Consider the following 25,972-nt stretch of genomic DNA (forward strand, 5'->3'; position numbering starts at 1 on the left):
CCCGTGGACACCACTTCCGGTACGGCGCAGCGCACCACGCACGCGCTCGAGCTCGGCACCACCCGCGCCGTCGTCTCGGAGTACGCCGCCGCGCTGCGCTCGCTGACCGTCGCCGGCACCGAGCTGATCGAGCCGCACACCGCCGACGGCCCGCCGCCGCTGGCCGCCGGCGCCGTCCTCGTGCCCTGGCCCAACCGGGTCGACGGTGGCCGCTGGACGCACGACGGCGTCGAGCAGCGGCTCGAGGTGACCGAGCCGGCGGCCGGGCACGCGGTGCACGGCCTGCTGCTGCGCACCCGGTACGCGCGGGGATCCAGCACCGCCGCGTCGGTCACGCTGGCCGCCCCCGTCACGCCGCAGCCGGGCCACCCGTTCACGCTCGACACCTCGGTCGAGTACGAGCTCACGCCGGACGGCGTCGTCGTGCGGCACCGCCTGCGCAACGCCGGCGCCGGCCCCGCACCGGTCGCCCTGGGCATCCACCCGTACCTGCGCGTCGGCGACGTCCCGGCCCGCGACCTCACCCTCACCGTCCCCGGCCGCCGCGCGTTCCGCATCGACGAGCGCAACATCCCGACCGGCACCTACGACCTCACCGGCACCGGCGACGACCTGCGCGCCGGCGTCCGGGTCGGTGACGGTCCCCAGCACGCCTGCTTCACCGACCTCGACGTCACCGGCGGCGTCGTCACCAGCTCCCTGCGCGCCCCCGACGGCCGCGTCGTCGAGCTGTGGCAGGAGCCCGCCTTCGGCTACGTGCAGATGTGGGTCACCGACTACTTCCCGGGCCCGGGCGGCCCGGCCGACGCCGTCGCCGTCGAGCCCATGACGGCGCCGCCCAACGCGCTGCGCACCGGCGAGGCGCTGCGCTGGCTGCTGCCCGACGAGACGTGGACGCTCACCTGGGGCCTGCGGCTCGTCCAGGGATAGGTTGGGCTGGACGTGTGAGGAGATGTCGATGAGCGCTGCGGCCGACGAGGAACGCGACGGCGTCCCGCTGACCCACCTCGACCAGCCGCTGTCCGACGGCGACGGCGCCACCAAGCGCGACCTCGTCGACTACCTCGACGCCGTGCGCGAGCGGATCCTGCCCGGGCTCCAGGGGCGGCCGCTGTCGGTGGTCCGCGTCCGGCCCGGCCAGCCCGGCTTCATGCAGAAGAACGTCCCCAAGTACGCGCCGTCCTGGATCCCGACCGTGCAGCTGTGGGCGCAGGCGTCCAAGCGCGAGGTGTCGTACGCGCTGTGCAACGACCGCCGCACGCTGCTGTGGTTCGCCAACCAGCGTGCCGTCGAGTACCACCCGACGCTGGTGCTGGCCGAGCAGTGGGACGTGCCGACACACCTCATCATGGACATCGACCCGCCCGAGGGCGAGTCGTTCGCCGTCGCCGCGGCCGCCGCCCAGCTCGTCCGCCGGGCGCTGGAGAACGACGGCCTCGCCGGCGCCGTCAAAACCAGCGGCTCCAAGGGCGTGCACATCTTCGTGCCGCTGGAGCCGCAGTCGCACGAGGACGTCGCCGCTGCCACCCGCGCGCTGGCTGCCCGCGCCGAGCGGCTGGACCCCGCGCTGGCCACCACCGCGTACATCAAGGAGGACCGCGGCGGGAAGGTGTTCCTGGACTCCACCCGCTCCGGCGGCGCCACCGTCGTCGCCGCGTACAGCCCGCGGCTGCGGCCCGGCCTGCCGGTGTCGTACCCGGTCGCCTGGGACGACCTCGACTCCGTCACACCGCTCGACTTCACCGTCCACACCGCCCCCGCCCTCCTCGGCGACACCGATCCGTGGGCTGCGGCCATGCCCGCGCCGCAGCGGCTGCCGGCCGATCTCGTCGAGGAAGGGCACACGATTCCGGTCGCCAGAGTCGTCGCCATGCACGAGGGCAAACGACGCGCTCGGGAGCGGCAGGAGCGGTAGCCGCCGGCCGCGAGGTCTGACGTCAGTCCCTCATGAAAGTTGCGGCCGGTCAGCGGCATGCTAAGGTTCGCGGCGGCTCTAGACCATCCAGGAAGAGGAGCAACACAGCATGGCGCAGGGCACTGTGAAGTGGTTCAACGGCGAGAAGGGCTTCGGCTTCATCGAGCAGGACGGCGGCGGCGCGGACGTCTTCGTCCACTACAGCGCGATCGCCTCCAGCGGCTTCCGCACGCTCGAGGACAACGCGCGGGTGGAGTTCGACATCACCCAGGGTCAGAAGGGCCCGCAGGCGGAGAACGTCCGCCCCATCTGAGTCGTCACGTCAGGCCCCGCCGGTTCCGGCGGGGCCTGGTCGTTCTTGCTCGGTACTCCCACCAGTACCGTCGACGGTCGTCCGCAGCGGCGTGTCGCGCATCAGCAGGACCGCACCCAGCGCGACGAGAGCGCCGACAGCGGCGAGCCGGAACATCAGCGCGGTGGCGTCACCGTAGGCCTCCTGGATCAGCACGTCGCCGCTCAGGATCGTTCGCGACTGCCCGGCCGGGCCGGCCACCTGTGCCGCCAGGACCGACCCCAGGACTCCGATGCCGATCGCCCCACCCAGCGTCTGGAACGCGAGCACGACTGACGTGCCCGCGCCGAGCTCGTCGTAGGCGAGTTCGTTCTGCACGGCGATCACGAGGTTTTGCAAGCAGATGCCGAGGCCCAGCCCAAGGACGACCATGTACCCGGCGATGATTTCGAGCGGAGTCGTCCGGTCTATGGTGCCGAGCAGGGCAAGTCCGATGGTGGCGAGGACCGCACCGACGACGAGGTGGCGCTTGTAGCGTCCCAGGCGGCTCACGAGGTGGCCGGAGAGGATCGTTCCCGACACCACACCGGCCACCATGGGCAGCAGCATGAGGCCCGACGCGGTAGGGGTGTGGCCCATGGAGATCTGGAAGAACTGGGGGAGGTACACCGACGCCGTCAGTTCGGCGCCGCCGATCACCACACAGGCGGCGAGCGCCAGCAGCATCGTCCTCCGGCGGAGCAGCCTTGGCGGCAGGAACGGGTCCGCCGCCCGCCGCTCGACGGTGACGGCCACGACGATCAGCAGGCCGGTCGCGGTCACGAACGCGGCGCTCGGCCAGGACAGCCAGCCGAACTGTCGGTCCGCCAGCGTCACCCAGGCCAAGAAGACACCGATCGCGGCGGGTATGATGACCGCACCGATCCAGTCGATCTTCGCTGCGGCCGCCGAGGCAGGCAGTTGCAACGTCCGCTGGAGCAGCAGCATGGCGCCGATGGCGAGCGGCACCAGGGCCCAGAAGCACCAGCGCCAGCCCAGCAGCGGCGCGTCGACAATGAGCCCGCCCAGGAGCGGGCCACAGACCGTCGCTGTCGCGGAGACCGCCGTGACATAGCTTGCATAGCGCCCCCGTTCGCGCGGGCTGATCAGTGCTGCCAGGACGACATAGACCAGTGCCCCGATTCCACCCATCCCCACACCCGTGATCGCCCGGAAGACGAACAGCAGCTCCGTGTTCGGCGCGACTCCGCACAGCACGGAACCGGCGGCGAAGAACGCCGCCGCGGCCTGGAAGAGCAACCTCTTGCTCCTCCGATCGGCCAGCCTGCTCCAGATCGGTGCGGTTGCGGTCGCCGTGAGTAGCGTCGAGGTCACCACCCTGGCGTACTGGCTCTGGCTGCCGCCGAGGTCGTCGAGGATGCGGGGCAGTGCGTTCGACACGATCGTCCCGGACAGCGAGGCGACGAAGGCCGCGAGGAGCAGGCCTGACAGCGAGTGCAGGATCTGGCCGCGGGACCCGCGCGGCGTCAGTGCGGCGGGCCCCGCCGCGGCGGGGGCGGTGGGTGCCTGCGTCATCGGGCGGGCTTGGTGCGGGTGCTGGATCCCATGAGGCGACGGTAGGGATGGCGTCGGCGCCATCCCAGGGGTCCGGTTCCGCTGGGGCTCATGCGGGGACGGAGCCGCCCATGATCTCCGTGCGAAGCGGCCAGTGTGACCAGTAGGCGCCCTTGTAGCCGAGCTCGGTGAGCCGCAGCAGGAAGGGGTTGTCCGCGTAGTTGTTGTCCTCCGGCGACAGTCCGGGCGCCGTCGGCAGCATCACCCGCGGGCGGTCCTGCAGCGGCACCCATTCCCACAGCAGTTCCAGGCTGGTCAGCCAGCGGTCGCCCGGGTGGGTGTTCCGCGACCCCTCGGGCAGCGACGGGGAGAAGAAGTACACCGGCCGGAACCCGCCCATCGGGTCGAACATGAACTGCCGTTCGTACTCCACCCGGCTGTGGCACTGCTCCAGCGTCGACAGCAGGATCGGCGCCGTCGCCGTGTTGGACTGGACGCCGGGGACGGCGCGCGTGCCGCCGCTGCGGGCGGCGAGGTCGCGGCCCAGCGGGGAGTAGGGGAACGCGCGGATCCCCAGGGTGAACCCGACCACCGTCGCGTCGACCGCGAGCAGGCCGTCGACGCAGTCGCGCATGGTCTCGGCGGTCTCGCCGGGCATGCCGAGCAGCGCCTCGGCCATCGTCAGCATGCCGTACTGGTTCGCCAGGTCGCACAGCCGCACGAGGTCGGGGTAGCCGTAGAAGCGGGTGCCGCGGCCGGTCACCTTCCAGCCGTTCAGCACGTCCTCGCGGACGTGGTCGGGCGCGACGTTGATGCCCGCGCAGCCGGCCTCGGCCAGCAGCTCCGCGTACTCCTCGTCGAACGGCGCCGGCTGCACGTAGATCCACAGCCGCAGGTCGTGCAGGGACGAGTAGCGGTCGGTGCGCTTGCGCCGGATGATCTCGCGCAGCACCGCCTTGCTGTGCGCGATGTTGAGGTTGAACTCGCTGTCCGTGGTGTGCAGGTCGTGCACGCCCTGTTCCGTCAGCAGTTCCATCTCGTCGACGACGGCGGTCTCGGCGCGGCGGGCGAACCGGTTGCCCTTGGCGTCCGGCTCGACGCAGTGGGCGCACGCGAACGTGCAGCCGTTCTTCGTCAGGATGTTGCCCAGTCCGCCGTGGCGGTAGTACGCGCCGTTGTCGACCTTGAACGGCACGCCGGAGCGCCGCGTGTACGGCGTCGTCCGGTTCACCAGGTCGGCCCGCCCCTCGGCGATGAGCGGCGTGCGGTGCGGTATCTGCCGGACGTCGCCCTTGCCGAGGTTGATGATCAGTCCCGGCACCTTGGCCGGCGAGTCGTCGTTGGCCAGCATCGTCGCCAGCTCGACGACCGTCACCTCGCCCGGCCCCTTGACGCCGTAGTCGATGCCGAACCAGTCCACCAGCGCGAACGGCATCGACGAGAACCCGACCCCGCCGCCCACGATCGGCGCCGACGTCCACCGCCGGACCTCGCGCACGATGTCGCGGTGCGAGTCGAGGAAGACGCGCTGCTCCTGCGGGTAGATCGTGTCGGTGTTCCGGAACGTCACGCCGACCAAGAGCGGCCGGCGCTCGGCGAAGTACGTCGCGACGCTGTGCCGCCAGCGGTCGCGCACCAGCGTCAGGTCGATCACGTCCACCTCGAACCCGGCCGCCTCCAGCGACGTCGTGAGGATGTCGAGCGCATATGGGGTGATGGGCGGATGGACCAGGTTCGGGTTCACCAAGGTCACGAGCGGGCGGTTCACGTACGCCTCCCCGGGGATGGAGTCGATCATCCAGCCTTACAGCCGGGCCGGCCGATGGGCAGGGGCCAAGATCGGACCCGGCTACCCTGGCCTTCGCAAAGTGGACAAGATCATTCGCAACCTGTCCTGGAACGGGCGCTGGTCCGCCGCAACGCTGGGAGTGATGAGAGCGTTCGAACGCAGTGGGACGATGACCGTTGGCCAGGAGCCTGTCGGAGAGTTGATCCGGCGAGCTCGTGGCCGGCTCGGCTTCAGCCAGTACGAGATCGCTGCTGAGTTGGCTCGCGTGTCCGGCAACGATTCGCTGACGCGCGAGGAGTTCGCCCGCTGGGAGCGCGGCCGGCGCATCCCCGGCCCGTACTGGCGACGCTGGTTGAGCAGCGTTCTCGACGTCCCGATGGGCGAGCTGGTCGCGGCCGCGAGGGTCAGCCGAGCGGCTCGCTCGACGTCTCCTCATCGTCCCCTGACGCATCCGGCGTTAGCACGGCGGTGAAGTGCCGCAGCGTCGCCGCCTGCTCGACGATGCGGTACCCAGGCACGTCCGCCGCCTTCGCCGCCACCGAGGCCGCCACCTCGACCACGTACTCCAGGTGGCTCTTGGTGTAGACCCGTCGAGGCAGAGCGAACCGGACGAGCTCGCGGGGTGCGGGGATGTCCGGGCCGCCATGCGGCGAGCGCCGGCCGAACACCAGCGTGCCCAGCTCCGACACTCGTACGGCGCCGGCCAGGTACAGCTCGTTGGCCAGCGCCGTCGCCGGGAGCCGGTGCGGCGGCACGTGTGGCAGCAGGACGGCGGCGTCGACGTAGACGGCGTGGCAGCCGGTCGGTTCGAGGATGGGGATGCCCGCGTCGAGTAGCTGGGCTCCGAACCACCGGGCCGACTGGGCGCGATAGCGCAGGTAGTCGGGGTCGGTCACCTCCTGGAGGCCGCGGGCCAGCGCGTCGAGGTCGCGGCCGGCCAGGCCGCCGTACGTGGGAAAGCCCTCGACAGCGATGAGCTGCTCACGGCACCGCCTGGCGAGGCCCGCGTCGCGGAGCCCGATCATGCCGCCGATGTTGCCGATCCCGTCCTTCTTCAGGCTCGCCCAGCAACCGTCGGCCAGCGCGAACGTCATCTCGGCGACGTCGCGCGGGCTGCGGCCGGCGTGGCCCGGGTCCCGCTCGGTGACGAGGTAGGCGTTCTCCGCGAATCTCGACGCGTCCAGCAGCAGCGTCACGCCGTGGCGGTCGCACAGCTCGCGGGTGGCCGCGATGTTGTCCAAGGAGACCGGCTGGCCGCCGCCGGCATTGTTGGTGATGGTGAGGATCACACACCGCACGCTGCTGCCGTCGGGACCCTGGAGCAGGTTCTGCAACTGCGGGAGGGAGATGTCGCCGCCGAACGGCGCCGGCGCGGCTGCCGGGAGGTCGACGGGCAGGTCGAGGGCAGAGGCGCCGGCCGCCTCGACGCTGGCTCGCGTCGTGTCGAAGTGCGTGTTGGAGACGGAGACGTCACCGGGCTGCAGGAGACTCCCGAGGAGGATGCGCTCCGCCGCACGACCCTGGTGGACGGGGATGACGTGGTCGTACCCGGTGAGCTCGCGCACCACGGCCTCGAACCGCTCGAACGACGCGGCGCCGGCGTAGGACTCGTCGCCCGAGAGCAGCGCCGACCACTGAGCGGCCGACATCGCGCTGGTGCCCGAGTCGGTGAGCAGGTCGATGGTGATCGCTCGCGCCGGCACTCGGAAGAGGTTGTACCCGGCGTCGGCGAGCGCGCGTCGGCGCTCCAGCGGCACCGGAAATGGGATCGGCTCGACGGCCTTGATGCGGAACGGCTCCATGAAGGCCGGCACGAGCGGCTCCCTTCCGGCAATGCGACTCGATGTCATCAAGTCTGTGCGCAGGGCATGGCCGCAGGCAGGGGCCAGTTTCGCCGGGCTGAACCAGATTGTGACAATCGGCGGGCTTCTGTGACATTCGCGGGGGTGATCGTTGCACGTGCCGGCGCTATCGTGGTTGATCTTCCCCGGTCAGAAACCCCCGAGGCGTCGTTGGCGCTACCGAGGTCGCAGAGAGGCCGGGCCGCATCCGCGGAGGAAACCGCCTGATGACGACTACACCACTCGAGCGGTACGAGCTGTTCCACACCGACGATCTGGACGACGCGCGGGACCTTGTCGGCCAGGTGTTCGTTCCTCATCGGTTGAACCTGGTCGGCGGCTCTACCGAACTACACGCTCGCATGAACACCAAACGGATCGAGCGCATAGCGGCTAACTACGTCGCCTATGGCGGCGAAGTATTGATCGAGCCCGCGGCGAACTGGGCTCGTTCTTCGTCGTCCAGGTGCCGCTGACCGGTCGCAGCATGGTCAGCTACGGCGGCCAGGAGCTGCTCTCCACCCCTGAGATGGCCTCGGTGGTCTCGCCCACGATCGCGTTGACCCAGCGCTGGTCGGCGGACTGTGGTCAGCTGATCCTCCGGCTGGAACGGCCGGCGCTGGAGGCGCATCTACGCGACCTCATCGGTGCGCCGCTGCCCGAACCGGTGCGGTTCGAACTGGGCATGGACCTGCGCAGCGACTACGCGCGCAGCTGGGCGAGGTATCTCCGTGGGCTGGTCAGGGAGCTGGACCGGACCGATGGCAGCTTGATCAACAATCGGCTGTTCGCCACTGAGTTCGAGGACGGGCTCATGACGGCGTTGCTGCTCGCGCAACCACACAACTACTCGCACATGCTGGACGACTCCGAGCAGTCCGCCATCCCGAACCGAGCCGTCACGCTGGTGCGCGAGATGATCGAGAACCATCCTGAGTGGGAGCACACGGTCCGCAGTCTGGCCGCGGCGGCGCAGGTGGCTGTGCGCACCCTGCAACTGGGGTTCCGGCAGCATCTCGACACCACGCCCCGCGAGTACCTGCAGTCGGTCCGGATCCAGCGCGCCCGGCAGGAGCTCCTGGCCGCGCAGCGCGACACGCTCACCGTGAGCCAGGTGGTCTCGAGATGGGGCCTCGGTCACCCCGGCCGGTTCGCTGCTCTCTATCGCGAGCGATACGGCGAGCTGCCGTCGGAGACCCTGGCCCGCTGACCGCATCACTGCGCCAGCGGGCCGGGTCACCCGGCGTCACACGAACAGATCGAGCCTGAGGGCGATGTCGCGTGCCGTGGACAGAAGCGCCTCGATCGCGGGGAGCGCACCGTCCACGTCTTCGGCGGTGACGGTGTTGTCGCGCCCGGTGGGGTAGTTCAGGGTGGCCTGGCGCTGCCGGAGCAGTTCGAGATGCTCGAACTGCTCGCCGAACTGTGCGATCGTGCTCTGGCTCACGACGTCGCCGCTGCTGCCGGCAGCTGGACGCAGTCCCTGCGCGGCCAGCAGCCCGCAGCCGATGGTGTGCGCCGCCTGGCACACGAGGATGAACGCGGACCTCGGCGAGCCGGGCGCGACCTCCACGGCGGCGGTCAGATGGCGCTGGGCCGCGTCGAAGTAGGGACGGCCGTCGGCTCCGGGTCCGCTGAACAGCTCGAGCTGCCCGCTGGACAGCAGCCGGGCGATGACGTCGGCGCCCGCCTTCCAGGCATCACCCACAGGGGCGGCCGACTCCTCGAACGGCGCGATGCGCACGACGGCGGTGGCGCTGCGCTGCCGCGGCAGCGCCAGCGTGCCCGTTGCCGCCCTGCGGTGCGGTAGCCGCGTGTGGTCGCGGGTGGGCGCCACGCTGAACTGCACGGGACGATGAAGGCGGCGTCGCGCCCGCGTGGCGGCGGCGTGCAGCTCGGCCGGGTCGGGAGTCGCGTCCGGCCGCGCGGTGAGCCGCAACTGGATGGCGTCGGGCTCCGGTCCGAGCACGCCGGCGAACCGCTCGGCCCACGTGCCGACCAGTGCGATGCGGGCCACCGCCGCGACCCGGCTGAACTCCTCGCCGATGATCTGCGGTACTCCGTAGGTCACACGGATGAGCTCGGTCAGCGGTCCAATGGTCGGCTTGTCGCTCGCCGCACGCATCAGCCGGATGGCGCCCTCGTGGCGCGTGACCAGGATGCCGGCCTCCTCCAGCAGCTTCGCCTCCTTGGAGACCGACGCCAGCGAACCGCCGGCGTGGTCGGCCAGTTCCGTCAGGCTGAAGGCCCGATGCGGATTGAGGAGGGTGGCGGCCAGGATCCCTGCTTGGACCCGTGAGCGGAAGACGGGCAACAGCGCTGGTGTGCCCTGCTGGCGCCGGGTGCCCGAGTGCTCCGTTCCGCGCGTCGTGGCGACCGCCTGGCCCAGGCGGTTCTGCTGACGTGCCGCCACGGCACCGGCGTCCAGGCGGTCCGGCGGTATCTCGAGGACCACCGCGAGCCATCGTCGCCATTCACGTCGCGGCACCTGGCGGCCGCGCTCCCAGCGGGCGACCCGGTCACGGCCGACAGTGGGCCGGCCGGAGACCCGGGCGAGACGGTCCGCGAGGGCGTACTGGCTGAGGTGGAGCTGCTGGCGGGCTGAGCGAATGAGCTGACCGATGGGGGGCTGACCGGCGCTCTCGTGAAATTCACGATTCACTTTTGGACACCTCTTTCCATGCCGTCGTCCGGGGGTTTTCGACGGCACTCTCAATGAGCGTACGTCGGCCTATGTCCCAAAGTCGGTGCATTGTGCGACAGTCCTTGTCCACTTTGCGAATCCGCGATCCGGAAAGTCGCCCCCTGGTGCGACGGATTGCGATCTGTCAGTGTCGTCATGTGAAACGTCCATTGCATGGAGTGTGACTATGTCCGGGCAGTACATGCGACTCGAAGACATGCTGACGACCATGGATTCGTCGATTCGTGAATGTCTGACGATCATCGACAAGCACGCGGTCTCGACGATCTTCGTCGTCGACGCCGGTGGCCGCCTGGACGGCGCCGTGAGCGACCGGGCCATCAGGAGGGCTCTGGTCAGCGGCGCCGGGGTCGACGACACCATCGGTGAGCTGATCGCCGCGCCGGCCGCGACCGCGTCGCCAGGCGAAGGCAGGGCCGAGGTGCTGGACGTCATGCATGCCCTCGGCGTCGCCGAGATCCCGATCGTCGACGGCGACGGTCGTGTCGTCGGCGTTCACATCGAGCGAGAGATCGTCGGAGCGGAGCCGCTGGAGAACTGGGCGGTCGTGATGGCCGGCGGTCGCGGCACGCGACTCGCACCGTTGACCGATGACATTCCGAAGCCGATGTTGCCGGTGGCGGGACGGCCGATTCTGGAGCGCATCGTCCTGCATCTGGTCGGCTCCGGAATCAGGCGCATCTTCCTTTCGGTCAACTATCTGGGCGAGCTGATCGAGCACTACTTCGGTGACGGTTCCGCGTATGGATGCGCCATCGAATATCTGCGCGAGACTCCGGATCGGCCACTGGGTACGGGTGGTGCTCTCGGCCTGCTGGGTGCCGTGGGCGGGCGGGCGACGCACCCCGTCCTGGTGATGAACGGAGACCTCGTCACCGGCTTCTCGGTCGGGGAGCTGCTGGCCGCACATGCCGGCAGCGGCGCCGCCGCGACGATCGCGACGAGCGAGTACGAGCACCAGGTGCCCTTCGGGGTCCTGGAGTCGCGCGACGGGCGACTGGTTCGCATGATCGAGAAGCCGACGAGGTCCTGGCCGGTGAACGCCGGAATCTACGTGCTGTCGCCGAAACTCCTGCCGCGGGTGCCGCAGGGGGTGCTGTATCCGATCACCGAGCTGTTCGACGACTGCCTGAGCCGTGGTGAGTCGGTCGGGCTCTGGCCGATCTCCGATCGATGGCAGGACATCGGCCGTCCGCACGAGCTGGCTCAGGCCAGGGGTCTGTCACGGGAATCCGCCTGAGCGGAGCCGCGCGCACCGAACAGCTTGACGCCGGCAGCTGATACTCATAGTCTTCAGCCACAGTTGACCTGTTGATCTATCAGTATTCGCATGCTGTGACGTCGTTGCTGTTGAAGACTTCCGCATAGCGTCCTGGCGGAGGCATGTGCGACCCTTGTCTTACCGTGGCTTCCCACCGTCGCCATTTGATGAATTCGTTGTCGGTGGTCACGTGGCTTGACGCGTACTGAGATCGGCCGTGCACTCCTCGGCCGATACGCGTTGCGAGGAGCCTCTATGAACGAGCCGACCCAGCTTCGTGTCGAACACCTCAGTGAACCCCTCGGTCTCGACGTGCGAAGGCCGCGATTGTCCTGGCTGCTGCCGCTGGACGCGGCCGAGCAGGTGGCGTACCGCATCCGCGCCGGGGCCTGGGACTCAGGCAGAGTCGAGTCGCGGCAGTCGGTGCTGGTGCCGTACGGCGGACCCGAGCTCGCCTCCGGCCAGCGGGTGACCTGGCGCGTCAAGGTCTGGACCGACGCCGGTGAGAGCCGTTGGTCCGGCCCGGCGATCTGGGAGATGGGCCTGCTCGACGAGGGCGACTGGACAGCGGACTGGATCGAGCCGGCCGAAGCCGCATCCGTACGGGCCCAGATCCTTCATCCGGCCTACCTGCTCCGGCGCGAGTTCACGCTGGACGCGCCGGTCGAAACGGCGCGGTTGCACGTCACCGCGCACGGCCTCTACGAGGTGTACCTCAACGGTCGCCGGGTCGGTGACGTCGAGCTGACACCCGGTTTCACCAGCTACTCCTCGACGGTGCAGGTCCAGACGTTCGACGTCGGCGCGATGCTCCGGCCCGGTGCCAACGTTCTGGGCGCGGTGCTGTCCGACGGCTGGTTTCGTGGTCAGGCCACCGGCTTTCGCCACGTGCGCTCGTATGGCGACGCCGTCGCCCTGCTGGCCCAACTGCAGGTGCGCGGGTCCGACGGCGGGACGCGTGTGGTCGCCAGCGGTGCGGACTGGTCGTTCCTGCCCGGGCCGATCGTCTCGGCCGACCTCTACGAGGGCCAGGTCGTCGACCTGCGCCGCGACCGCGCCGACTGGTGTCAGCCGGGGGCGGTTCGGGACGGTTGGTCACCGGTGGTCGTGCGGGAGCACGGCTTCGGGCGGCTGCGATGGTCGCCGGCGCCGCCCGTCCGCCGGGTCGAGGAGCTCCGTCCCCGGGCGGTCCACCGTCCGCGCCACGGCCGGCACGTCTTCGACCTCGGCCAGAACATCAACGGCTGGGCCCGGCTTACCCGGCTCGGGCCGCCCGGAACGTCGCTGGTGCTGACGCACGCCGAAGCGGTCGACGCGGATGGCAACGCCACGACCGCCACGCTCACTCCCGACACCGACGTCATCCCCACCGCCGACGGATGGCCGTGGGACACGTCGATCCTCAAACGGCCGCTGCAGGTGGACGAGGTGACATCGGCCGGCCGAACCGGCGACGTGTTCGAGCCCCGGCACACGACGCACGGCTTCCGCTACGTCCAGATCGACGGCTACCCCGGCGACCTTGACGTCGACGACGTCACCGGGGCGGTGGTCCATACCGACCTGCGGCGCACAGGCTGGTTCGCCTGCAGCGACGAACGGGTCAACCGCCTGCACCAGGCCGCGGTCTGGAGCCTGCGCGGGAACGCCTGCGACATCCCGACCGACTGCCCGACACGGGAGCGCGCCGGCTGGACCGGCGACTGGCAGGTGTTCGTCGCCAGCGCGGCGTTCCTCTACGACGTCGCCGGCTTCTCGGCCAAGTGGCTGCGCGACCTCGCGTCCGATCAGTGGCGCGACGGCACCGTGCAGCACTTCGCACCGAACCCCGTTCCGATGGACATGCCCGGCAACCCGATCCCGCCCGGCTCGGCCGGTTGGGGCGACGCCGCGGTGATCGTGCCGTGGGAGATCTACCGCGCCTACGGTGACGCCGGCGTGCTCGAGGAACAGTGGCCGTCCATGACGGCATGGGTCGACCGCGGCGCCCGTGCGGCGCGCGATCACCGCCACCCCGACCGGGTCGCGGTGCGGCCCAGCACCGCTGCGCACGAGCGCTATCTCTGGGACACCGGTTTCCATTTCGGTGAGTGGCTCGAACCAGAGGTGCCCGAGTTCGATCCGATTGCGCTGGTCGCCGAGGATCACGGCGACCTCGCCAGCGCCTACCTGCATCATTCAGCCGACCTGCTCAGCCGCAGCGCCGCCGTGCTCGGCCGCACCGGCGACGCGGACCGCTACGGCGAGCTCGCGGCGGCGGTCAAGGCGGCCTGGCAACAGGAGTTCCTCGGCGCCGACGGCGCGCTGCTCCGCGACACCCAGGCCGCGCACGTCCGGGCGCTGGCGTTCGGCCTGGTCCCGGACGAGTTGCGCGACTCGGTCGCCCAGCGCCTGGTCCAGCTCGTGCGCGAGGCCGGCACGCATCTCACGACCGGGTTCCTCTCGACCGGGTACCTGCTGCCGGTGCTCGCGGAGACCGGCCATGTCGACGTCGCCTACGAGCTGTTGTTCCAGGACACCGAGCCCTCGTGGCTCACGATGATCGATCGCGGCGCGACGACGATCTGGGAGGACTGGCGAGGCATCGACGAGAACGGCGCGGCGTTGCTGTCGCTGAACCACTACAGCAAGGGTGCTGTCATCTCGTTCCTCCATCGCCATACGGCCGGCCTCACCCCGATCGACGACCAGCCGGGATATCGCCGATTCCGGGTCGCTCCACAGCCCGGCGGCGGGCTCACGCATGCACGTGCCATCCACGATTCGCCCTATGGCCCGATCTCGGTCGCGTGGCGATCGGACGGCGAGACTTTCACACTCCATGTGAGTGTCCCGCCCGGTGCCACGGCCGACGTGATCCTTCCCGACGGTGACACGTTCGTCGCCGGCCCAGGACGGGTGCGGCGAACGTGCGCAGTTGACATGAATCGTTTCGGTCCCGCCGGAGCGGTGGTGTAGCGCCTCTGCGGGCATGCCGGCCGGCAGTCCGATTACCACGATTCGTGACAGCTTTTCCGCGCGTCGTGACATCACAAGTCGACCCCGGATCATCTCGTCAGGCCTGTCATCGATTGACAGCCGCCTCCTGAGGCTCTTAACGTCTCGTTAGGCAGTTGTTTCTTTGAGCGGAACAAGGCGTTCATTCAATGGACCCGCGCCGCGGGTTCGCCTCGTCTCCGGACTCAGCCGCCAAGTCGCGGGAGCCGGTGTCGCTGGGGAAGGGGTGCAATGCTGGCCTACGTCTTGCGCCGGTTGCTCGTCGCGGCCCCTGTGCTGGTCGGGATCCTCCTGATCTCGTTCATCCTGGTTCAGCTGATGCCAGGAGACCCGGTACGGGCGTTGATGAGCCCCGAGGAGATGGCTGCCTCACCCGAGTACGTCGCACGCCGCCGTGCGGAGCTGGGGCTGGACGATCCTGTGCTCGTGCAGTTCCTGGCCTGGGTGCGGGAGCTCGCCCAGGGCCACCTCGGGTACTCGTTCCACGGGCGGGTCCCAGTGGCCGAGCTGATCGGGGAACGGATCGGTCCTACCGTCCTCCTCGCCCTGGTCGCGCTGGCCATCGCGTTGATCGTCGGGATCTCCATCGGCGTGGTGGCGGCGCTACGGCAGAACTCCTGGTTCGACTACCTCGCATCCATCGGGAGCATGGCCGCGGTCTCCATCCCCGCCTTCTTCCTCGGCCTGATGGCCATCTACATTTTCTCCATCCAACTCGGGATCCTGCCCACCGGCGGCCTGAGGAGTCTGACGTCCGACGGATCCCTGGGCGACAGCATCCGGCACCTGGTGCTGCCCGCGGGTGTGCTGGCGGCCAGCTTGGTGGGTCCGTACGTGCGGTACACCAGGCAGGGCATGCTCGAGGTCCTGCGTCAGGATTTCATGACCACCGCTCGCGCCAAGGGCGTCCCGCGATTCGGCGTCGTGGTCGGGCATGGACTTCGCAACACGCTGATCCCACTGACGACCGTGATTGCCCTGCAGCTCCCTGGGCTGCTCACGGGGGTGCTCATCATCGAGGTCATCTTCTCCTGGCCGGGTCTCGGCCAGCTTGTCTATGACTCCATCATCGGACGCGACTATCCGGTCATCATCGCCACGGTGTTTTTCAGTGCCGTTCTCGTCATGGTCGCCAACCTGCTCGCTGACCTGCTCGCCGCCGTCCTCGACCCCAGGATCCGACTATGAGCGATGACATTCGTACTCAGGCGGTCCTCAGCGAACCGCCCCCCGAGCCACGACGTGACGTCGGCCGCATGGAGGCAAGGAGGGTCACCGCTGCCCCGGTCGCCGAGCCCCTTCCAGCGTCCATCCCGCCGATGCGGCTGGCGCTGCGCCGCTTTCGCCGGCACCGGCTGGCGTTCGCCAGTCTGCTGTTCATCGCAACGCTCGCGTTGCTCGCCGTTCTCGCGCCCCTCATCGCCCCGCACGATCCGAACGCCGTCAGCACGTCGGCGTTCCGGACACCACCGAGCGGCGATCACTGGCTCGGCACCGACTCCGCCGGGCGTGACGTGTTGTCGCGGCTGCTCTACGGGGCGCGGGTGTCACTCACCGTCGGCATCGCCGCCGCTCTCTCCGCAACCGCGCTGGGAACCGTGCTGGGGCTGATGGCCGGACTGCTCGGTCGATGGGTGGACGCCACCATCATGCGGCTGGTCGACACCTTCCTGTCGTTCCCGTCTCTGGTCGTGATCCTCGTGCTGGTGTCGGTCCTCGGACCGAGCGTCGGCACGATCATCGTCGTGATCGCACTGTTCGAATGGCCGGCCCCCTGCCGGATCGTGCGGCAGATGTCGCTCTCGATCAGGGAGGCGGACTACGTGCTCGCGGCCCGAGCTATCGGAGCGCGCAGAATATCCATCGCCCTACGTCACATGGTCGCGCCGGTGTTGCCGCCGCTGACCGTGGTGGCCACGCTGCTCAGCGCCGGCGCCATCCTGCTGGAGGCTGCCCTCTCGTTCCTGGGCCTCGGCGTGGAGCGGCCGCAGGCCACCTGGGGCGGGATGCTGCAGGACGCACAGTCGCTGACCATCGTGCAAGAGGTCCCGTGGATGTGGATTCCCGCCGGAGCCGCCATCGCCGTCACCGTACTCGCGATCAACTTCATCGGTGACGGACTGCGCGACGCCTTCGATCCGAGGCAGAACCCATGACCGAGACAGTCGCATCCCCCCGCGCGTCCGCGGGCTCGTCCGGCGAGCCGTTGCTGTCCGTCCAGCACCTCTCCACCCGGATCGCGACGCAGACCGGCACGGTGCACGCCGTCAGCGACGTCAGCTGGGAGATCCGCGCCGGCGAGATCCTCGGGATCGTCGGTGAATCGGGGTCGGGCAAGAGCGTCAGCGTGAGCTCGCTGATCAAGCTCCATCCGTCCCCGCCCGTCACGATCTCCGGCGGTCCCGTCATGTTCCAAGGGCAGGACCTGCTGGCCCTCTCCGAGCGGGAGTTGCGCCGCATCCGCGGCCGCGAGATCGCCATGATCTTCCAGGACCCCATGACGTCGTTCAACCCGGTAAAGACGATCGGCCGGCAGATTTCCGAGGCCGTCCGGGTCCACGATCGCCGGGTCTCGCGCCGAGCCGCACGCGATCGCGCCGTCGAACTCCTCACGATGGTCGGTGTCCCGAGTCCCGAGGTGCGGTACAAGCAGTTCCCCCATGAGTACTCGGGCGGAATGCGGCAGCGGGCGATGATCGCGATGGCGATCGCCAACCAGCCGAAGCTGCTCATCGCCGATGAGCCGACCACGGCGCTGGACGTGACGATCCAGGCGCAGATTCTCGAGATCCTCAAGGTGGCGCAACGCGAGACCGACGCCTCGATCGTCCTCATCACCCATGATCTGGGCATCGTCGCCGAGCTGGCCGATCGCGTGCTGGTGATGTATGCCGGCCGCGTCGTGGAGTCGGCGCCGGTGCGCGAGCTCTTCCGCCGTCCCCGGCATCCGTACACCGTCAGTCTGCTGGAGAGCCTGCCGCGGCTCGACGTCGACGCCGATCGGCTGCTCCCCATCCCCGGGTCGCCGCCCAACCCAGTGCACCTACCGCCGGGCTGTGCCTTCGCTCCGCGCTGTTACCTGGCGCAGGGGCGCGAGCTCTGCCTCACCTCGCGCCCAGAGCTCCGGGCCGCCGGCACCGGCGGCCAGCTCACCGCCTGTCACTATGCCGCCGAGATCGACGGGCACGGCATCACTTCGCACGTGGGGGAGGAACGATGACGAGCGCGTCGTCCACGCCCGTGACTGAATCGATCCATCCCAACGACGACCTCCACCGGCGCCTTTCTCGTGGCGCCCCACTGCTCGAGGTGGAGGACCTCACTGTGCGCTACCCCGTCACGTCGACAGTCCTGCGGCGCACGCTGGGTCACGTCCATGCCGTCGACGGCGTCGACCTCTCCATCGCGGCGGGCGAGACACTCGGCCTGGTCGGTGAGTCCGGCTGCGGGAAGTCGACGACCGGGCTCGCCGTCCTCCGGCTGATCGAACCCACGGGCGGGCGGATCCGCTTCCACGGGCACGACCTCAACAGCCTGGGCCCTCGGGCGCTGCGGGAGGTCCGCCGCGAGATGCAGATCGTCCTCCAAGACCCGTTCGCCTCGTTGGATCCGCGGATGACCGTCCAGGCGATCGTCGCGGAGCCACTCAAGGTGCATCGGGTGTGTCCCAACGGCGCCGCCCGAGACCGGCGAGTGGCCGAACTGCTCGACTTGGTGGGCCTCGACCCACGGCTCGCCACCCGCTACCCGCACGAGTTCTCCGGCGGGCAGCGTCAGCGCATCAGCATCGCCCGCGCGCTCGCGCTCGGGCCGCAGCTGCTCGTCCTCGACGAGCCCATCTCCTCGCTCGACGTCTCCATCCAGGCACAGATCATCAATCTCCTGCGTGACCTGCAGGAAGAGCTGTCACTCTCTTATCTCTTCATCGCTCACGACCTTTCCGTGATCAAGCACATCTGCGATCGGGTCACCGTCATGTACTTGGGCCGCATTGTCGAGACCGGCACTCCTTACGAGGTCTATCGCCGGCCCACGCATCCGTACACCCAGGCGTTGCTCTCCGCCGTCCCCGTCCCCGACCCCGAACTCCGTGGCGAGAGCCAGCGCATCATCCTCCGCGGCGACGTTCCCGATCCACAGAATCCACCGTCCGGGTGCCGGTTCCGCACCCGGTGCTGGAAGGCGCAGTCCCTGTGCGCTGAGAAGTCACCCGAGCTCATCGACCGCACCGGTCAGGGCCACCTCAGCGCGTGCCACTTTCCATCCCTCTGACAACGGACCAGGAATGGGATGAATCATGAACCGCTCCACACGTAGGTGGGCCGTGGCGCTGACGGCGCTGGCGATGCTCGCCACAGCATGCACGTCGGGTACCGACGACCTCGACAGCGAAGGGCCCGATCCGTCGTCGGCCCGGTCCACGCTCGAGATCGCCGGTGTCGGTGGGCCATCGGACGCCACCAGCCTGGTGCCGCATCAGGAGGACGGCCTGGGGTCGTTCCTCGAGACCCTGTTCACTCCCTTGTTCCAGATCGACGCCGCGAACGAGACGTACTCGAACCTGCTCGACTCGTGGACCGTCTCGGACGACGTACAGACGGTGACGCTCAAGTTGAAGGAGGACGCCGTCTGGAGCGACGAGACTCCGGTCACCTCCGCCGACGTGATCATGTCACTGACGCAGTACCTCGACCCCGCGATCAGCCTCTGGGCCGGCCGTATCGGTGGCATCGTGGGTCAGGCCGCGTACGTCGAGGGCACGGCCGACAGCATCACGGGGCTGACCGCGCCCGACGACCGGACGGTGGTGGTGCAGCTCGAGCAACCGGATCTCGCGTGGCTGCCCAACCTGGGATACCTTGCCAAGTTCATGCCCGTCCTCCCGTCGCACATCCTCGGCGACGTCCCGCATGACCAGTTGCTCGCCCACGAGTACTTCACGACGTATCCGGTGACTAACGGCCCGTACCTGCTGGACGAGGTCGTTCGTGATCAGTACGTGAAGCTGGTCGCGAACCACAACTGGTCGGCGGGCGAGGCACAGATCGAAGAGATCTTCATCAAGAACGTCGCCACCGACGTGCTGAGCGCGCAGTTGGAGTCGGGCGAATCGCAGCTGATCACGGCCGTCAGCCCGGAGGAGGCGGACCGAGTCGGGTCGATCGACGGCGTCGAGGTGCAGAGCGCGACCGGGGCGGCGCCGAACAGCTGGTGGCTGATGAACTACGGCCCGATCAAGGATCCGCGAGTACGGCAGGCCATGGTCTACGCCATCGACCGTCAGGGGATCTGCGACCAGGTGCTGCAGGGCCACTGCACGGTCCCCGCGGCGAACAACCGTCAACTGGCTCCAGAGTGGTCTCTCCCCACCGACGATGTCATCGAGTACGACTACGACCCGGACCGGGCGCGCGAGCTGCTCGATGAGGCCGGCTGGGATCCTGGCACCGAGCTCACGTTCTTCGCCTTCGACGCCGGCGGCATCCCTGACGCCGGCATCGAGATCGCCCAGGCCAACCTGGCCGAGGTCGGCATCAACTGGTCGATCGTCGACAGCGATGTCGCGACGACCTTCGAAGCCATCGAGACGGGTGGCGGTGCGGAAGTGCAGGGCTTCCCACTCGGCGGGGGCAACTTCGTCACCGATCCGAGTCAAGTCGCGGTTTACGCGGATTGCGATGCGTTCTTCCCGAACGGTTCCAACCTCATTCACTACTGCGACCCGGCACTGGACGAGTTGTGGGACACCGGTCGTCGTGAGCCCGATCAGGCTCGGCGAGCGGAGATCTACCACGACGCCTTCAGGATCTTGAACGAGAACCCGATGGAGATCATCTTCTACGTCCAGGACCAGATCGTGGCCCACGACGCACGGCTGCAAGGCGTACAGGCGCATCCGTCGGGCGACATCTATTGGAACGTCGCCGAATGGACCTGGGAGGAATGACGCTGCCTGCCCAGGACGCAGTCGATCGGGATCGGCCCTCGCCGGGTGAGTACCTGGAACCGGCGAGGCTGATCCCGGTCGTCCGGGAGTGCGATGTCCTGGTCTGCGGCGGCGGCCCGGCGGGGATCGGAGCCGCGATCGCGGCGGCGCGAACCGGCGCCAGGACGACGCTCGTCGAGACGCATGGCTTCCTGGGCGGGGTCTGGACGGCGGGCGTGCTCAGCCGGGTCATGGAGGCGGACAAGCCCGGGATCATGGCTGAGCTGACCCAGACCCTCGACGCTCGTGGCGCGCGCGCCGACAGCCGCGCCGCGTACTGCTACGACATCGAGGCGAATGAAGGTCGTCCTCGACGAGATGGCGCTGGCCGCGGGCGTCGATGTCCGATTGCACACCAGAGCCTCGGCGGCCGGCCGAGACGCGGCGAATCGGCTGGGCATGGTCATCACCGAGTCGAAGTCCGGCCGAGAGGCGTGGGCGGCGCGGGTCGTCGTCGACGCGACGGGTGACGGCGACGTCGCCGCGCTCGCGGGATGCCAGTACGACTACGGCCATCCCCGGACCGGTGAGACTCAGCCGATGAGCCTGATGGCACTGCTCACCGGTCTGCGTCTGGACGACGTCGCGGGGTTCGTCGCAGGAGGCGCGCGTCCGCCGGGCGGCCGCCATGCCGCGGTGCCACCGTCGCGCAGGTACCAGTCGGCAACCGCATCGCTGCTGGGCGAGCTCGGTCGCGCCGGCATCGAACCGTCGTTCACCGCGCCGACGTTGTGGTGCATCTACGAGGACCTGTTCGCGTTGATGGCCAACCATCAGTACGGCGTCTCGGCTCTGAACGCGGACGAGATCAGCCGGGCGACCATGGAGACACGCATCGAGATCGATCGCGTGGTGAGCGGTCTGCGGTCGCTCGGCGGTGTGTGGGCCGGACTCCGGCTGGTGGCGACGGGTGCACAGCTCGGTGTCCGCGAGGGGCGCCGCATACACGGGCGCTACCGGGTCACGGCCGCCGACATGCTGGACGGCAGAAGGCACCATGACGCCGTCTGCAGAGTGACGTCGCCGGCCGACATCTACGCGCTCTCGGCCGGCGAAGGAGGCTCTCTCAGCCGAGCGGCCGAGGAGATCGGCGGGCCGGATCGACCATCGGACCGGGTTCGGACCCAGCCGTACGACGTTCCGCTGCGAGCGCTGATCGCTCGGGACGTCGACGGTCTGCTCACGGCCGGGCGGTGCATCAGCGGTGATTTCTTCGCCCATGGCAGCTATCGGATGACCGGCAACGCAGTGGCGATGGGGCAGGCCGCGGGTGTCACGGCTGCGATCGCCTCGACGACCCGGGTGCTGCCCCATGAGGTCCCGTGGGAGGTCGTCCAGAGGCAGCTCGAGTCGATCAACACTGTCGCTGCGGCCGGCCGCCGTGTGCCAGCCTCCCCGAGGGCGTGACGTCGATGGAAGTCCACAACGCTTCGGCGGCACCGACGCCTGGATCTCCGAAGTCGCCGACCGATGCACAGCTTCGTCGATATGCCGCGCGCCGGCAGCTGGAGCTCACGCCGGCCGAGTTGGACGCCATCAGGCCGACCATCGACACGTTCCTCCGGACGCTCCAGGGATTGCCTGGCATCGAGCAGCCCCGAGTCCGCCGCCGTCATCCGGATCGCGCGTCCGGCCGGCGGCCCGAGCCGGTGGAGGACCCGCACCACGCCATCAGCTACGTCTGTGAGATCCATGGTGCGCGGACCGGGCCGCTGGCAGGAATGCGCATCGGTGTCAAGGACAACATCGCGGTGGCGGGCCTGCCGATGGCCGCCGGAGCGGTGCGACCTCCCCTGGACGGGCCAGGGGAGGATGCGATCGTCGTCGAGCGTCTCCTCGACGCCGGCGCGACGATCGTCGCGAAGACCGTGATCGGGCCGAACGCCGCGACGACGAATCCGATCGACCCGGCGTACTCGTCCGGCGGGTCTTCCTCGGGCTCGGCTGTCGCGGTGGCCACGGGGTTGGTCGATGGCGCGCTGGGGGCCGACCAGGGTGGGAGCATCCGGGTGCCGTCGGCTTGGTGCGGCGTCGTGGGCATGAAGGCCACTCACGGGTTGGTTCCGACCCACGGTCTCGTGCACTGGGACCGCACCCTCGATCACGTCGGGCCGATCACCCGGACGGTCGCCGACAACGCGGCCATGCTCGACGTGCTCGCCGGGGCGGGTCGTGCGGAGACGTACACGAGTGCGCTGGATCGCGGCGTGCGAGGTCTTCGCGTCGGCGTGATCAGCGAGTGCCTCGACCGGTCGGTGTGTACAGCGGACACGCTCCGAGTCTTCGCCGAGGCCGAACGGACACTCACAGGTGCCGGGGCGGACCTTGTCCCGGTGTCCATCCCCCTGTGGGTCCACAGTCATGTGATCTGGCTGGCCGCAGCGGTCTCCGGGCTCGCCGCGACGGTCGAGTCGCTCGGCCAGGTCTACGGCCACTGGGAACGCGTCGACGTCGATCGCCTGGTCGCTACGGCACGTGAGATCATCGCAGGCCGCCCGCCGGACGTTCATGCGGACGTCGAGGCGCTGCTGCTGACGTACGAACACCTCCGGGAAGCGCACTTCGGCCTTCACTTCGCACAGGCTCAGAACCTGAGACTGGACCTGCGCCGTCACATCGACCGTGCACTGGTGGACGTCGACCTCCTGATCACGCCGACCTGGCCCGCCGGCCCGGCGAGAACGGTCACGGACCAGGTGCGTGAGCCACCGGCCGGCGGCCCGCCGTCCATGCCGATGATGAACTGGACCTCCGCGCTCAATCTCACCGGCCATCCGGCCCTGACCGTGCCGGCGGGGTGCGGTGACGACGGATGCCACGAGGTCTTCAGATCATCGGCAGATGGCTCGACGAGTTCACGGTCTATCGCGCCGGCGCCGCGGTCGAACGGGTCCGAGCCGAGGCCTGACAGCACCGCTCAGGTCGTCGCGGCGGCGAGGACGATCTCGGCCGCGGCTCGCACGCCGTCTTCGGCCCGCACCACGGGGGCGAGCTCACGGGCGCGGGCGGCGATGGCGGGGTCGCTCACCGCCTGCGTGATCGCCTGCGCCAGCGGCTTCGGGGCCAGGCGGTGCTGCGGGATGGGCGCGACCGCCACACCGGCCGCATGCGCGCGCCGGGCGAAGAACCGGTGGTCGGGAAGGTACGGGCAGCCCACTTGGGGCCGGCCCGACATGAGGGCGAGGCCGAAGGTTCCGATCCCGCAGTGATGGACGATGGCCGCCATTCGCGGGAACAAGCTCTCCAGGGGGGCCTCCCGGAGGAAGAGGATGTCGTCGGCGTTCTCGTCCGGTTCGATTCCGCCCCACCCCGCGACGACGACCGCCCGGACGCCGGCTCGCCGGACCGCCTCCGTGACGATCCGCCCGGTCCGCCGAGGATCGCCTCCGACGCTGCTTCCGAACCCGATGTAGACCGGAGGTTCGCCGCGGGCCAGGAAGTCCTCCACCTCCTCCGGAAGTGGAGCCGGATCGGCCGGCAGATCGAACCAGAATCCCGTGGTGTGCACCCAGTCGGGATAGTCCAGCCGCGACGGGAGGATGTGCCGGCTGAACGGGTGGATGACCGTGGCGGGTGTGCCGTCCGGCGTACGCAACACGTCGTGGTGCTTGCGCCGGGGCGGCAACCCGAGCGTGTGCGATCGCCAGGCGTCCATGTCGCCCTGATAGGAACGACGACGAACCTCGAACGCCCGATACGAGAGGCGATTCAGACTCGGAGGTAGCTGGAACGGCAGAGCCGGATAGGTGAAGGATCTCGTCGGGATCCAGGTCGGATGGGGACAGACCGGGACCGCGGGTATGCCCAGCCGTTCGGCGATCTCATGCGCCGGGTAGAACGCGTGGTGAACGATGACGTCGGCTCCCTCGCGTCCTGCGTCGGCCATGTCGTCGTAGATCTCGTGCATCGCGCGCTGGACATGTGGCCTGTTGCGCCACTGGAGCCCCCTGTACCGCAGGTTCCGGACACCTGTCGCGCCGGCCTCGCGAAGCCTCGGATCGAGCGTCAGTTGCGTGGTGCGGTCGGCGAACGAGATCACCCGGGGGCGCGCGGGGAGCGTCAACGAGGCGAGTGCCATCGGGGCGCCTAGCAGCACCTCGTGGCCGGATTCGTCCAAGGTCCGGGCCAGGGCCGCGAAGGGTTCGACGTCACCGCGCGTCCCATACGTCAGTACCAGGATCTTCATCCTTCGGCCAGATCCTCTCTCCGCGATGTGGCCCACCGCCGACGGGAACGGCTGAAGGCTCGAGGCTGAACTCCTCAAGAGTGGTGGACGGTGCCCGGGCAGGGGAGGGGACGACTTTCCGGCGAGCTCTCCTGCCGCCGGAAACAGACTCTGGGCCGGCGCGCCGCGGCGATGCCAGGCTGTGCCCTGTCGATTGCTGACCGGCATCGCCGCGGTTCACGATGCGAGTGCGGAGGACGAGCGAAATGACGACATCGCAGGAACGGATCCGAATACTGGCGGGCGGGTCGCTGGACGTCGACAATTTCGGTGATCTGCTGTTTCTCCTGGTCACCGAGAAGTACCTGGATGGAATGGTCGTCGCCACGGGGCCGTTCGGCTGGGACATGATGTCGATCCTGGGCCGGCGCGTGCACGCCTATACGCCGCTCCTGTAGCGAGCCGCCTTCGACGTGGTATGGACGATGGGTGGTGGGGCGTCGTTGGAGGGCGCCTTCCGGATCTCGTCGCCCGATGATCTCTATGCAGAGTTCATGGCTGGATCACCCCAGGTGAGGAGGGAGATGATCGAGCAAGCAATGGGCGGCGAGTCCATGCCGCAATTCATTCATCCCTACATGCCACCGCACCTGTCGTACTGTCGACCGAGTCCGCGGAGTCGGTGCTGAACTCCGTGGGACTGGCGAATTTCGTGGACGACCTCCCCGATCCGGGTGAAGGGGTCAGGTACTTGCGATCCTTGACTCACGTCTCCGTCCGCGACCAGGAGTCGAGCGACAAGCTGGCGTCCCTCGGGATCGCGCACCGGCTCGCGCCCGACGCGGTGCACTCACTTCGGCTGAATCGTCCGGCGACGCGACCGGAGCGGCCCGAGATCGCGCTGTTCCAGGTGTGCGAGTCCGTGCTCCGCCGATATGGCATCGACGCCGTCGCCGCCGCCCTGATCGGCTGCGACGCGTTGCGTCAGCATCCGATCCGGGTTCTGATGACGGGAACCTGGCGTGAGGGCGGCGACTCCGTCGACGCGAACCGTGACCTGGTTCGCCGGGTCAAGGGGCTGGATCCGGCGGCTGACATCGAGATGATCATGGATCGGCGGCCGTTCGATCTCGTGGACCACATCCAGCGTGCCCGGGTCGTGATCGGGACCTCCCTTCACCTGCGTATCGTCGCCTCGGCCTACGACGTCCCCCGGGTGACGTTGTCGGTGTTCGTGTCCGACAAGCCGACCAGGTATGCGCGCCTGTGGGACGACATCATGCCGTTCGACGTCTCGCTCGACGAGATGGGCGATGCGGTCAACGCGGCGTTGTCCCTGGACGGCTCGCGCCGCGTGATCGCCCAGTCCGACGAGCTGGCTCGTCTCTCGGACGAGAACCTGCGCCAGGTGTCGGACCAGGTGATCTCCGCGGCGCGCGACCGACGGCGGTCGGCGACGCGGCTCTAG

Annotated in this window: 21 protein-coding genes and 2 pseudogenes; 18 read left to right on the plus strand and 5 right to left on the minus strand. The window is 69.1% G+C overall.

Annotated elements, in window-relative coordinates:
* Nucleotides 1-3 precede the first annotated feature (3 nt).
* The 3 genes from BLV05_RS16490 to BLV05_RS16500 all read left to right on the plus strand — a co-directional run bounded on the left by BLV05_RS16490 (nt 4) and on the right by BLV05_RS16500 (nt 2,228).
* Nucleotides 4-930, plus strand: a complete 927-nt coding sequence (locus BLV05_RS16490) for an aldose 1-epimerase family protein (RefSeq protein ID WP_046768088.1) — start codon at nt 4-6, stop codon at nt 928-930.
* Nucleotides 931-958: 28 nt separating this feature from the next.
* Complete coding sequence (locus BLV05_RS16495) at nt 959-1,915, plus strand: DNA polymerase domain-containing protein (RefSeq protein WP_046768188.1); 957 nt, start codon at nt 959-961, stop codon at nt 1,913-1,915.
* A 109-nt stretch (nt 1,916-2,024) separates the two neighbouring features.
* A complete protein-coding gene (locus tag BLV05_RS16500) occupies nt 2,025-2,228 on the plus strand; it encodes a cold-shock protein (RefSeq protein WP_046768089.1) in 204 nt (67 codons plus the stop codon).
* A gap of 9 nt (nt 2,229-2,237) precedes the next feature.
* Here the strand turns inward: BLV05_RS16500 and BLV05_RS16505 are convergent, their stop codons facing one another.
* Entirely contained in the window at nt 2,238-3,782 is a 1,545-nt protein-coding gene (locus BLV05_RS16505) for an MFS transporter (protein WP_046768090.1), read from the minus strand.
* Nucleotides 3,783-3,870: 88 nt separating this feature from the next.
* Nucleotides 3,871-5,529, minus strand: a complete 1,659-nt coding sequence (tsrT, locus tag BLV05_RS16510; protein ID WP_046768189.1) for a tryptophan 2-C-methyltransferase — start codon at nt 5,527-5,529, stop codon at nt 3,871-3,873.
* A gap of 16 nt (nt 5,530-5,545) precedes the next feature.
* Here tsrT and BLV05_RS37035 point away from each other — a divergent pair, with 16 nt between their 5' ends.
* Nucleotides 5,546-6,022 (plus strand): helix-turn-helix domain-containing protein, encoded by a 477-nt coding sequence (locus BLV05_RS37035; RefSeq protein ID WP_197683687.1) that lies wholly within the window; start codon nt 5,546-5,548, stop codon nt 6,020-6,022.
* Here the strand turns inward: BLV05_RS37035 and BLV05_RS16520 are convergent.
* On the minus strand, nt 5,955-7,364 hold the full coding sequence (locus BLV05_RS16520) for a tryptophanase (protein WP_197683688.1): 1,410 nt from the start codon (nt 7,362-7,364) through the stop codon (nt 5,955-5,957). The two genes, BLV05_RS37035 and BLV05_RS16520, sit on opposite strands and share 68 nt — an antisense overlap.
* Nucleotides 7,365-7,618: 254 nt before the next feature.
* On the opposite strand from BLV05_RS16520, the gene BLV05_RS38215 reads away from it, so the two are divergent.
* Together BLV05_RS38215 and BLV05_RS38220 are read left to right on the plus strand one after the other, a co-directional pair.
* A complete protein-coding gene (locus BLV05_RS38215) occupies nt 7,619-7,867 on the plus strand; it encodes an AraC-like ligand-binding domain-containing protein (protein WP_052762325.1) in 249 nt (82 codons plus the stop codon).
* Nucleotides 7,858-8,601: an AraC family transcriptional regulator gene (locus BLV05_RS38220; protein ID WP_052762326.1), complete on the plus strand. Its 744-nt coding sequence runs from the start codon at nt 7,858-7,860 to the stop codon at nt 8,599-8,601. The genes BLV05_RS38215 and BLV05_RS38220 overlap by 10 nt, the downstream gene beginning before the upstream one ends.
* 36 nt (nt 8,602-8,637) lie before the next feature.
* Here the strand turns inward: BLV05_RS38220 and BLV05_RS16535 are convergent, their stop codons facing one another.
* Entirely contained in the window at nt 8,638-10,101 is a 1,464-nt protein-coding gene (locus BLV05_RS16535; protein WP_197683689.1) for a transcriptional regulator, read from the minus strand.
* A gap of 160 nt (nt 10,102-10,261) precedes the next feature.
* On the opposite strand from BLV05_RS16535, the gene BLV05_RS16540 reads away from it, so the two are divergent.
* The 10 genes and pseudogenes from BLV05_RS16540 to BLV05_RS37705 form a co-directional block, all read left to right on the plus strand.
* Nucleotides 10,262-11,335, plus strand: coding sequence for a sugar phosphate nucleotidyltransferase (locus tag BLV05_RS16540; RefSeq protein WP_046768092.1), 1,074 nt, complete (start codon nt 10,262-10,264; stop codon nt 11,333-11,335).
* Between the two features lie 276 nt (nt 11,336-11,611).
* On the plus strand, nt 11,612-14,314 hold the full coding sequence (locus BLV05_RS16545) for a family 78 glycoside hydrolase catalytic domain (RefSeq protein ID WP_046768093.1): 2,703 nt from the start codon (nt 11,612-11,614) through the stop codon (nt 14,312-14,314).
* A gap of 270 nt (nt 14,315-14,584) precedes the next feature.
* On the plus strand, nt 14,585-15,541 hold the full coding sequence (locus BLV05_RS16550; RefSeq protein WP_046768094.1) for an ABC transporter permease: 957 nt from the start codon (nt 14,585-14,587) through the stop codon (nt 15,539-15,541).
* A gap of 131 nt (nt 15,542-15,672) precedes the next feature.
* A complete protein-coding gene (locus tag BLV05_RS16555; RefSeq protein ID WP_052762327.1) occupies nt 15,673-16,509 on the plus strand; it encodes an ABC transporter permease in 837 nt (278 codons plus the stop codon).
* Nucleotides 16,506-17,573, plus strand: coding sequence for an ABC transporter ATP-binding protein (locus tag BLV05_RS16560; protein WP_046768096.1), 1,068 nt, complete (start codon nt 16,506-16,508; stop codon nt 17,571-17,573). Before BLV05_RS16555 ends, BLV05_RS16560 begins: the two co-directional genes overlap by 4 nt.
* Entirely contained in the window at nt 17,570-18,625 is a 1,056-nt protein-coding gene (locus tag BLV05_RS16565) for an ABC transporter ATP-binding protein (protein WP_082155113.1), read from the plus strand. The genes BLV05_RS16560 and BLV05_RS16565 overlap by 4 nt, the downstream gene beginning before the upstream one ends.
* Nucleotides 18,626-18,677: 52 nt before the next feature.
* Nucleotides 18,678-20,300, plus strand: a complete 1,623-nt coding sequence (locus tag BLV05_RS16570; protein WP_046768097.1) for an ABC transporter substrate-binding protein — start codon at nt 18,678-18,680, stop codon at nt 20,298-20,300.
* Nucleotides 20,297-20,557: pseudogene (locus BLV05_RS38625) on the plus strand (FAD-dependent oxidoreductase); the annotation flags it as partial. The gene BLV05_RS16570 and the pseudogene BLV05_RS38625, both read left to right, overlap by 4 nt.
* Before the next feature lie 28 nt (nt 20,558-20,585).
* Nucleotides 20,586-21,746 carry an FAD-dependent oxidoreductase gene (locus BLV05_RS16575; RefSeq protein ID WP_231948830.1) on the plus strand — a complete coding sequence of 387 codons (1,161 nt, stop codon included), beginning with the start codon at nt 20,586-20,588 and terminating at the stop codon, nt 21,744-21,746.
* A gap of 5 nt (nt 21,747-21,751) precedes the next feature.
* Nucleotides 21,752-23,140, plus strand: a pseudogene (locus BLV05_RS37705) (amidase family protein); the annotation flags it as partial.
* A 116-nt stretch (nt 23,141-23,256) separates the two neighbouring features.
* Here BLV05_RS37705 and BLV05_RS37710 read toward each other — a convergent pair.
* Nucleotides 23,257-24,525 (minus strand): glycosyltransferase, encoded by a 1,269-nt coding sequence (locus tag BLV05_RS37710; RefSeq protein WP_046768098.1) that lies wholly within the window; start codon nt 24,523-24,525, stop codon nt 23,257-23,259.
* Between the two features lie 245 nt (nt 24,526-24,770).
* Between BLV05_RS37710 and BLV05_RS16590 the strand changes: the two genes are divergently transcribed.
* Both BLV05_RS16590 and BLV05_RS16595 read left to right on the plus strand, forming a co-directional pair.
* Nucleotides 24,771-24,962 (plus strand): hypothetical protein, encoded by a 192-nt coding sequence (locus BLV05_RS16590; protein ID WP_083421329.1) that lies wholly within the window; start codon nt 24,771-24,773, stop codon nt 24,960-24,962.
* A 224-nt stretch (nt 24,963-25,186) separates the two neighbouring features.
* Nucleotides 25,187-25,972, plus strand: coding sequence for a polysaccharide pyruvyl transferase family protein (locus BLV05_RS16595; RefSeq protein WP_160312729.1), 786 nt, complete (start codon nt 25,187-25,189; stop codon nt 25,970-25,972).

The sequence above is a fragment of the Jiangella alkaliphila genome (assembly GCF_900105925.1).
Taxonomy (GTDB): domain Bacteria; phylum Actinomycetota; class Actinomycetes; order Jiangellales; family Jiangellaceae; genus Jiangella; species Jiangella alkaliphila.

Bases quoted from the DNA above. Each gene is read 5' to 3' on its own strand.
- BLV05_RS16495 (WP_046768188.1), top strand. From the start codon at position 959: ATGAGCGCTGCGGCCGACGAGGAACGCGACGGCGTCCCGCTGACCCAC.
- BLV05_RS16500 (WP_046768089.1), top strand. From the start codon at position 2,025: ATGGCGCAGGGCACTGTGAAGTGGTTCAACGGCGAGAAGGGCTTCGGC.
- BLV05_RS16505 (WP_046768090.1), bottom strand. From the start codon at position 3,782: ATGACGCAGGCACCCACCGCCCCCGCCGCGGCGGGGCCCGCCGCACTG.
- BLV05_RS37035 (WP_197683687.1), top strand. From the start codon at position 5,546: ATGGAGTCGATCATCCAGCCTTACAGCCGGGCCGGCCGATGGGCAGGG.
- BLV05_RS38215 (WP_052762325.1), top strand. From the start codon at position 7,619: ATGACGACTACACCACTCGAGCGGTACGAGCTGTTCCACACCGACGAT.
- BLV05_RS16540 (WP_046768092.1), top strand. From the start codon at position 10,262: ATGTCCGGGCAGTACATGCGACTCGAAGACATGCTGACGACCATGGAT.
- BLV05_RS16545 (WP_046768093.1), top strand. From the start codon at position 11,612: ATGAACGAGCCGACCCAGCTTCGTGTCGAACACCTCAGTGAACCCCTC.
- BLV05_RS16550 (WP_046768094.1), top strand. From the start codon at position 14,585: ATGCTGGCCTACGTCTTGCGCCGGTTGCTCGTCGCGGCCCCTGTGCTG.
- BLV05_RS16555 (WP_052762327.1), top strand. From the start codon at position 15,673: ATGCGGCTGGCGCTGCGCCGCTTTCGCCGGCACCGGCTGGCGTTCGCC.
- BLV05_RS16560 (WP_046768096.1), top strand. From the start codon at position 16,506: ATGACCGAGACAGTCGCATCCCCCCGCGCGTCCGCGGGCTCGTCCGGC.
- BLV05_RS16565 (WP_082155113.1), top strand. From the start codon at position 17,570: ATGACGAGCGCGTCGTCCACGCCCGTGACTGAATCGATCCATCCCAAC.
- BLV05_RS37710 (WP_046768098.1), bottom strand. From the start codon at position 24,525: ATGAAGATCCTGGTACTGACGTATGGGACGCGCGGTGACGTCGAACCC.
- BLV05_RS16590 (WP_083421329.1), top strand. From the start codon at position 24,771: ATGACGACATCGCAGGAACGGATCCGAATACTGGCGGGCGGGTCGCTG.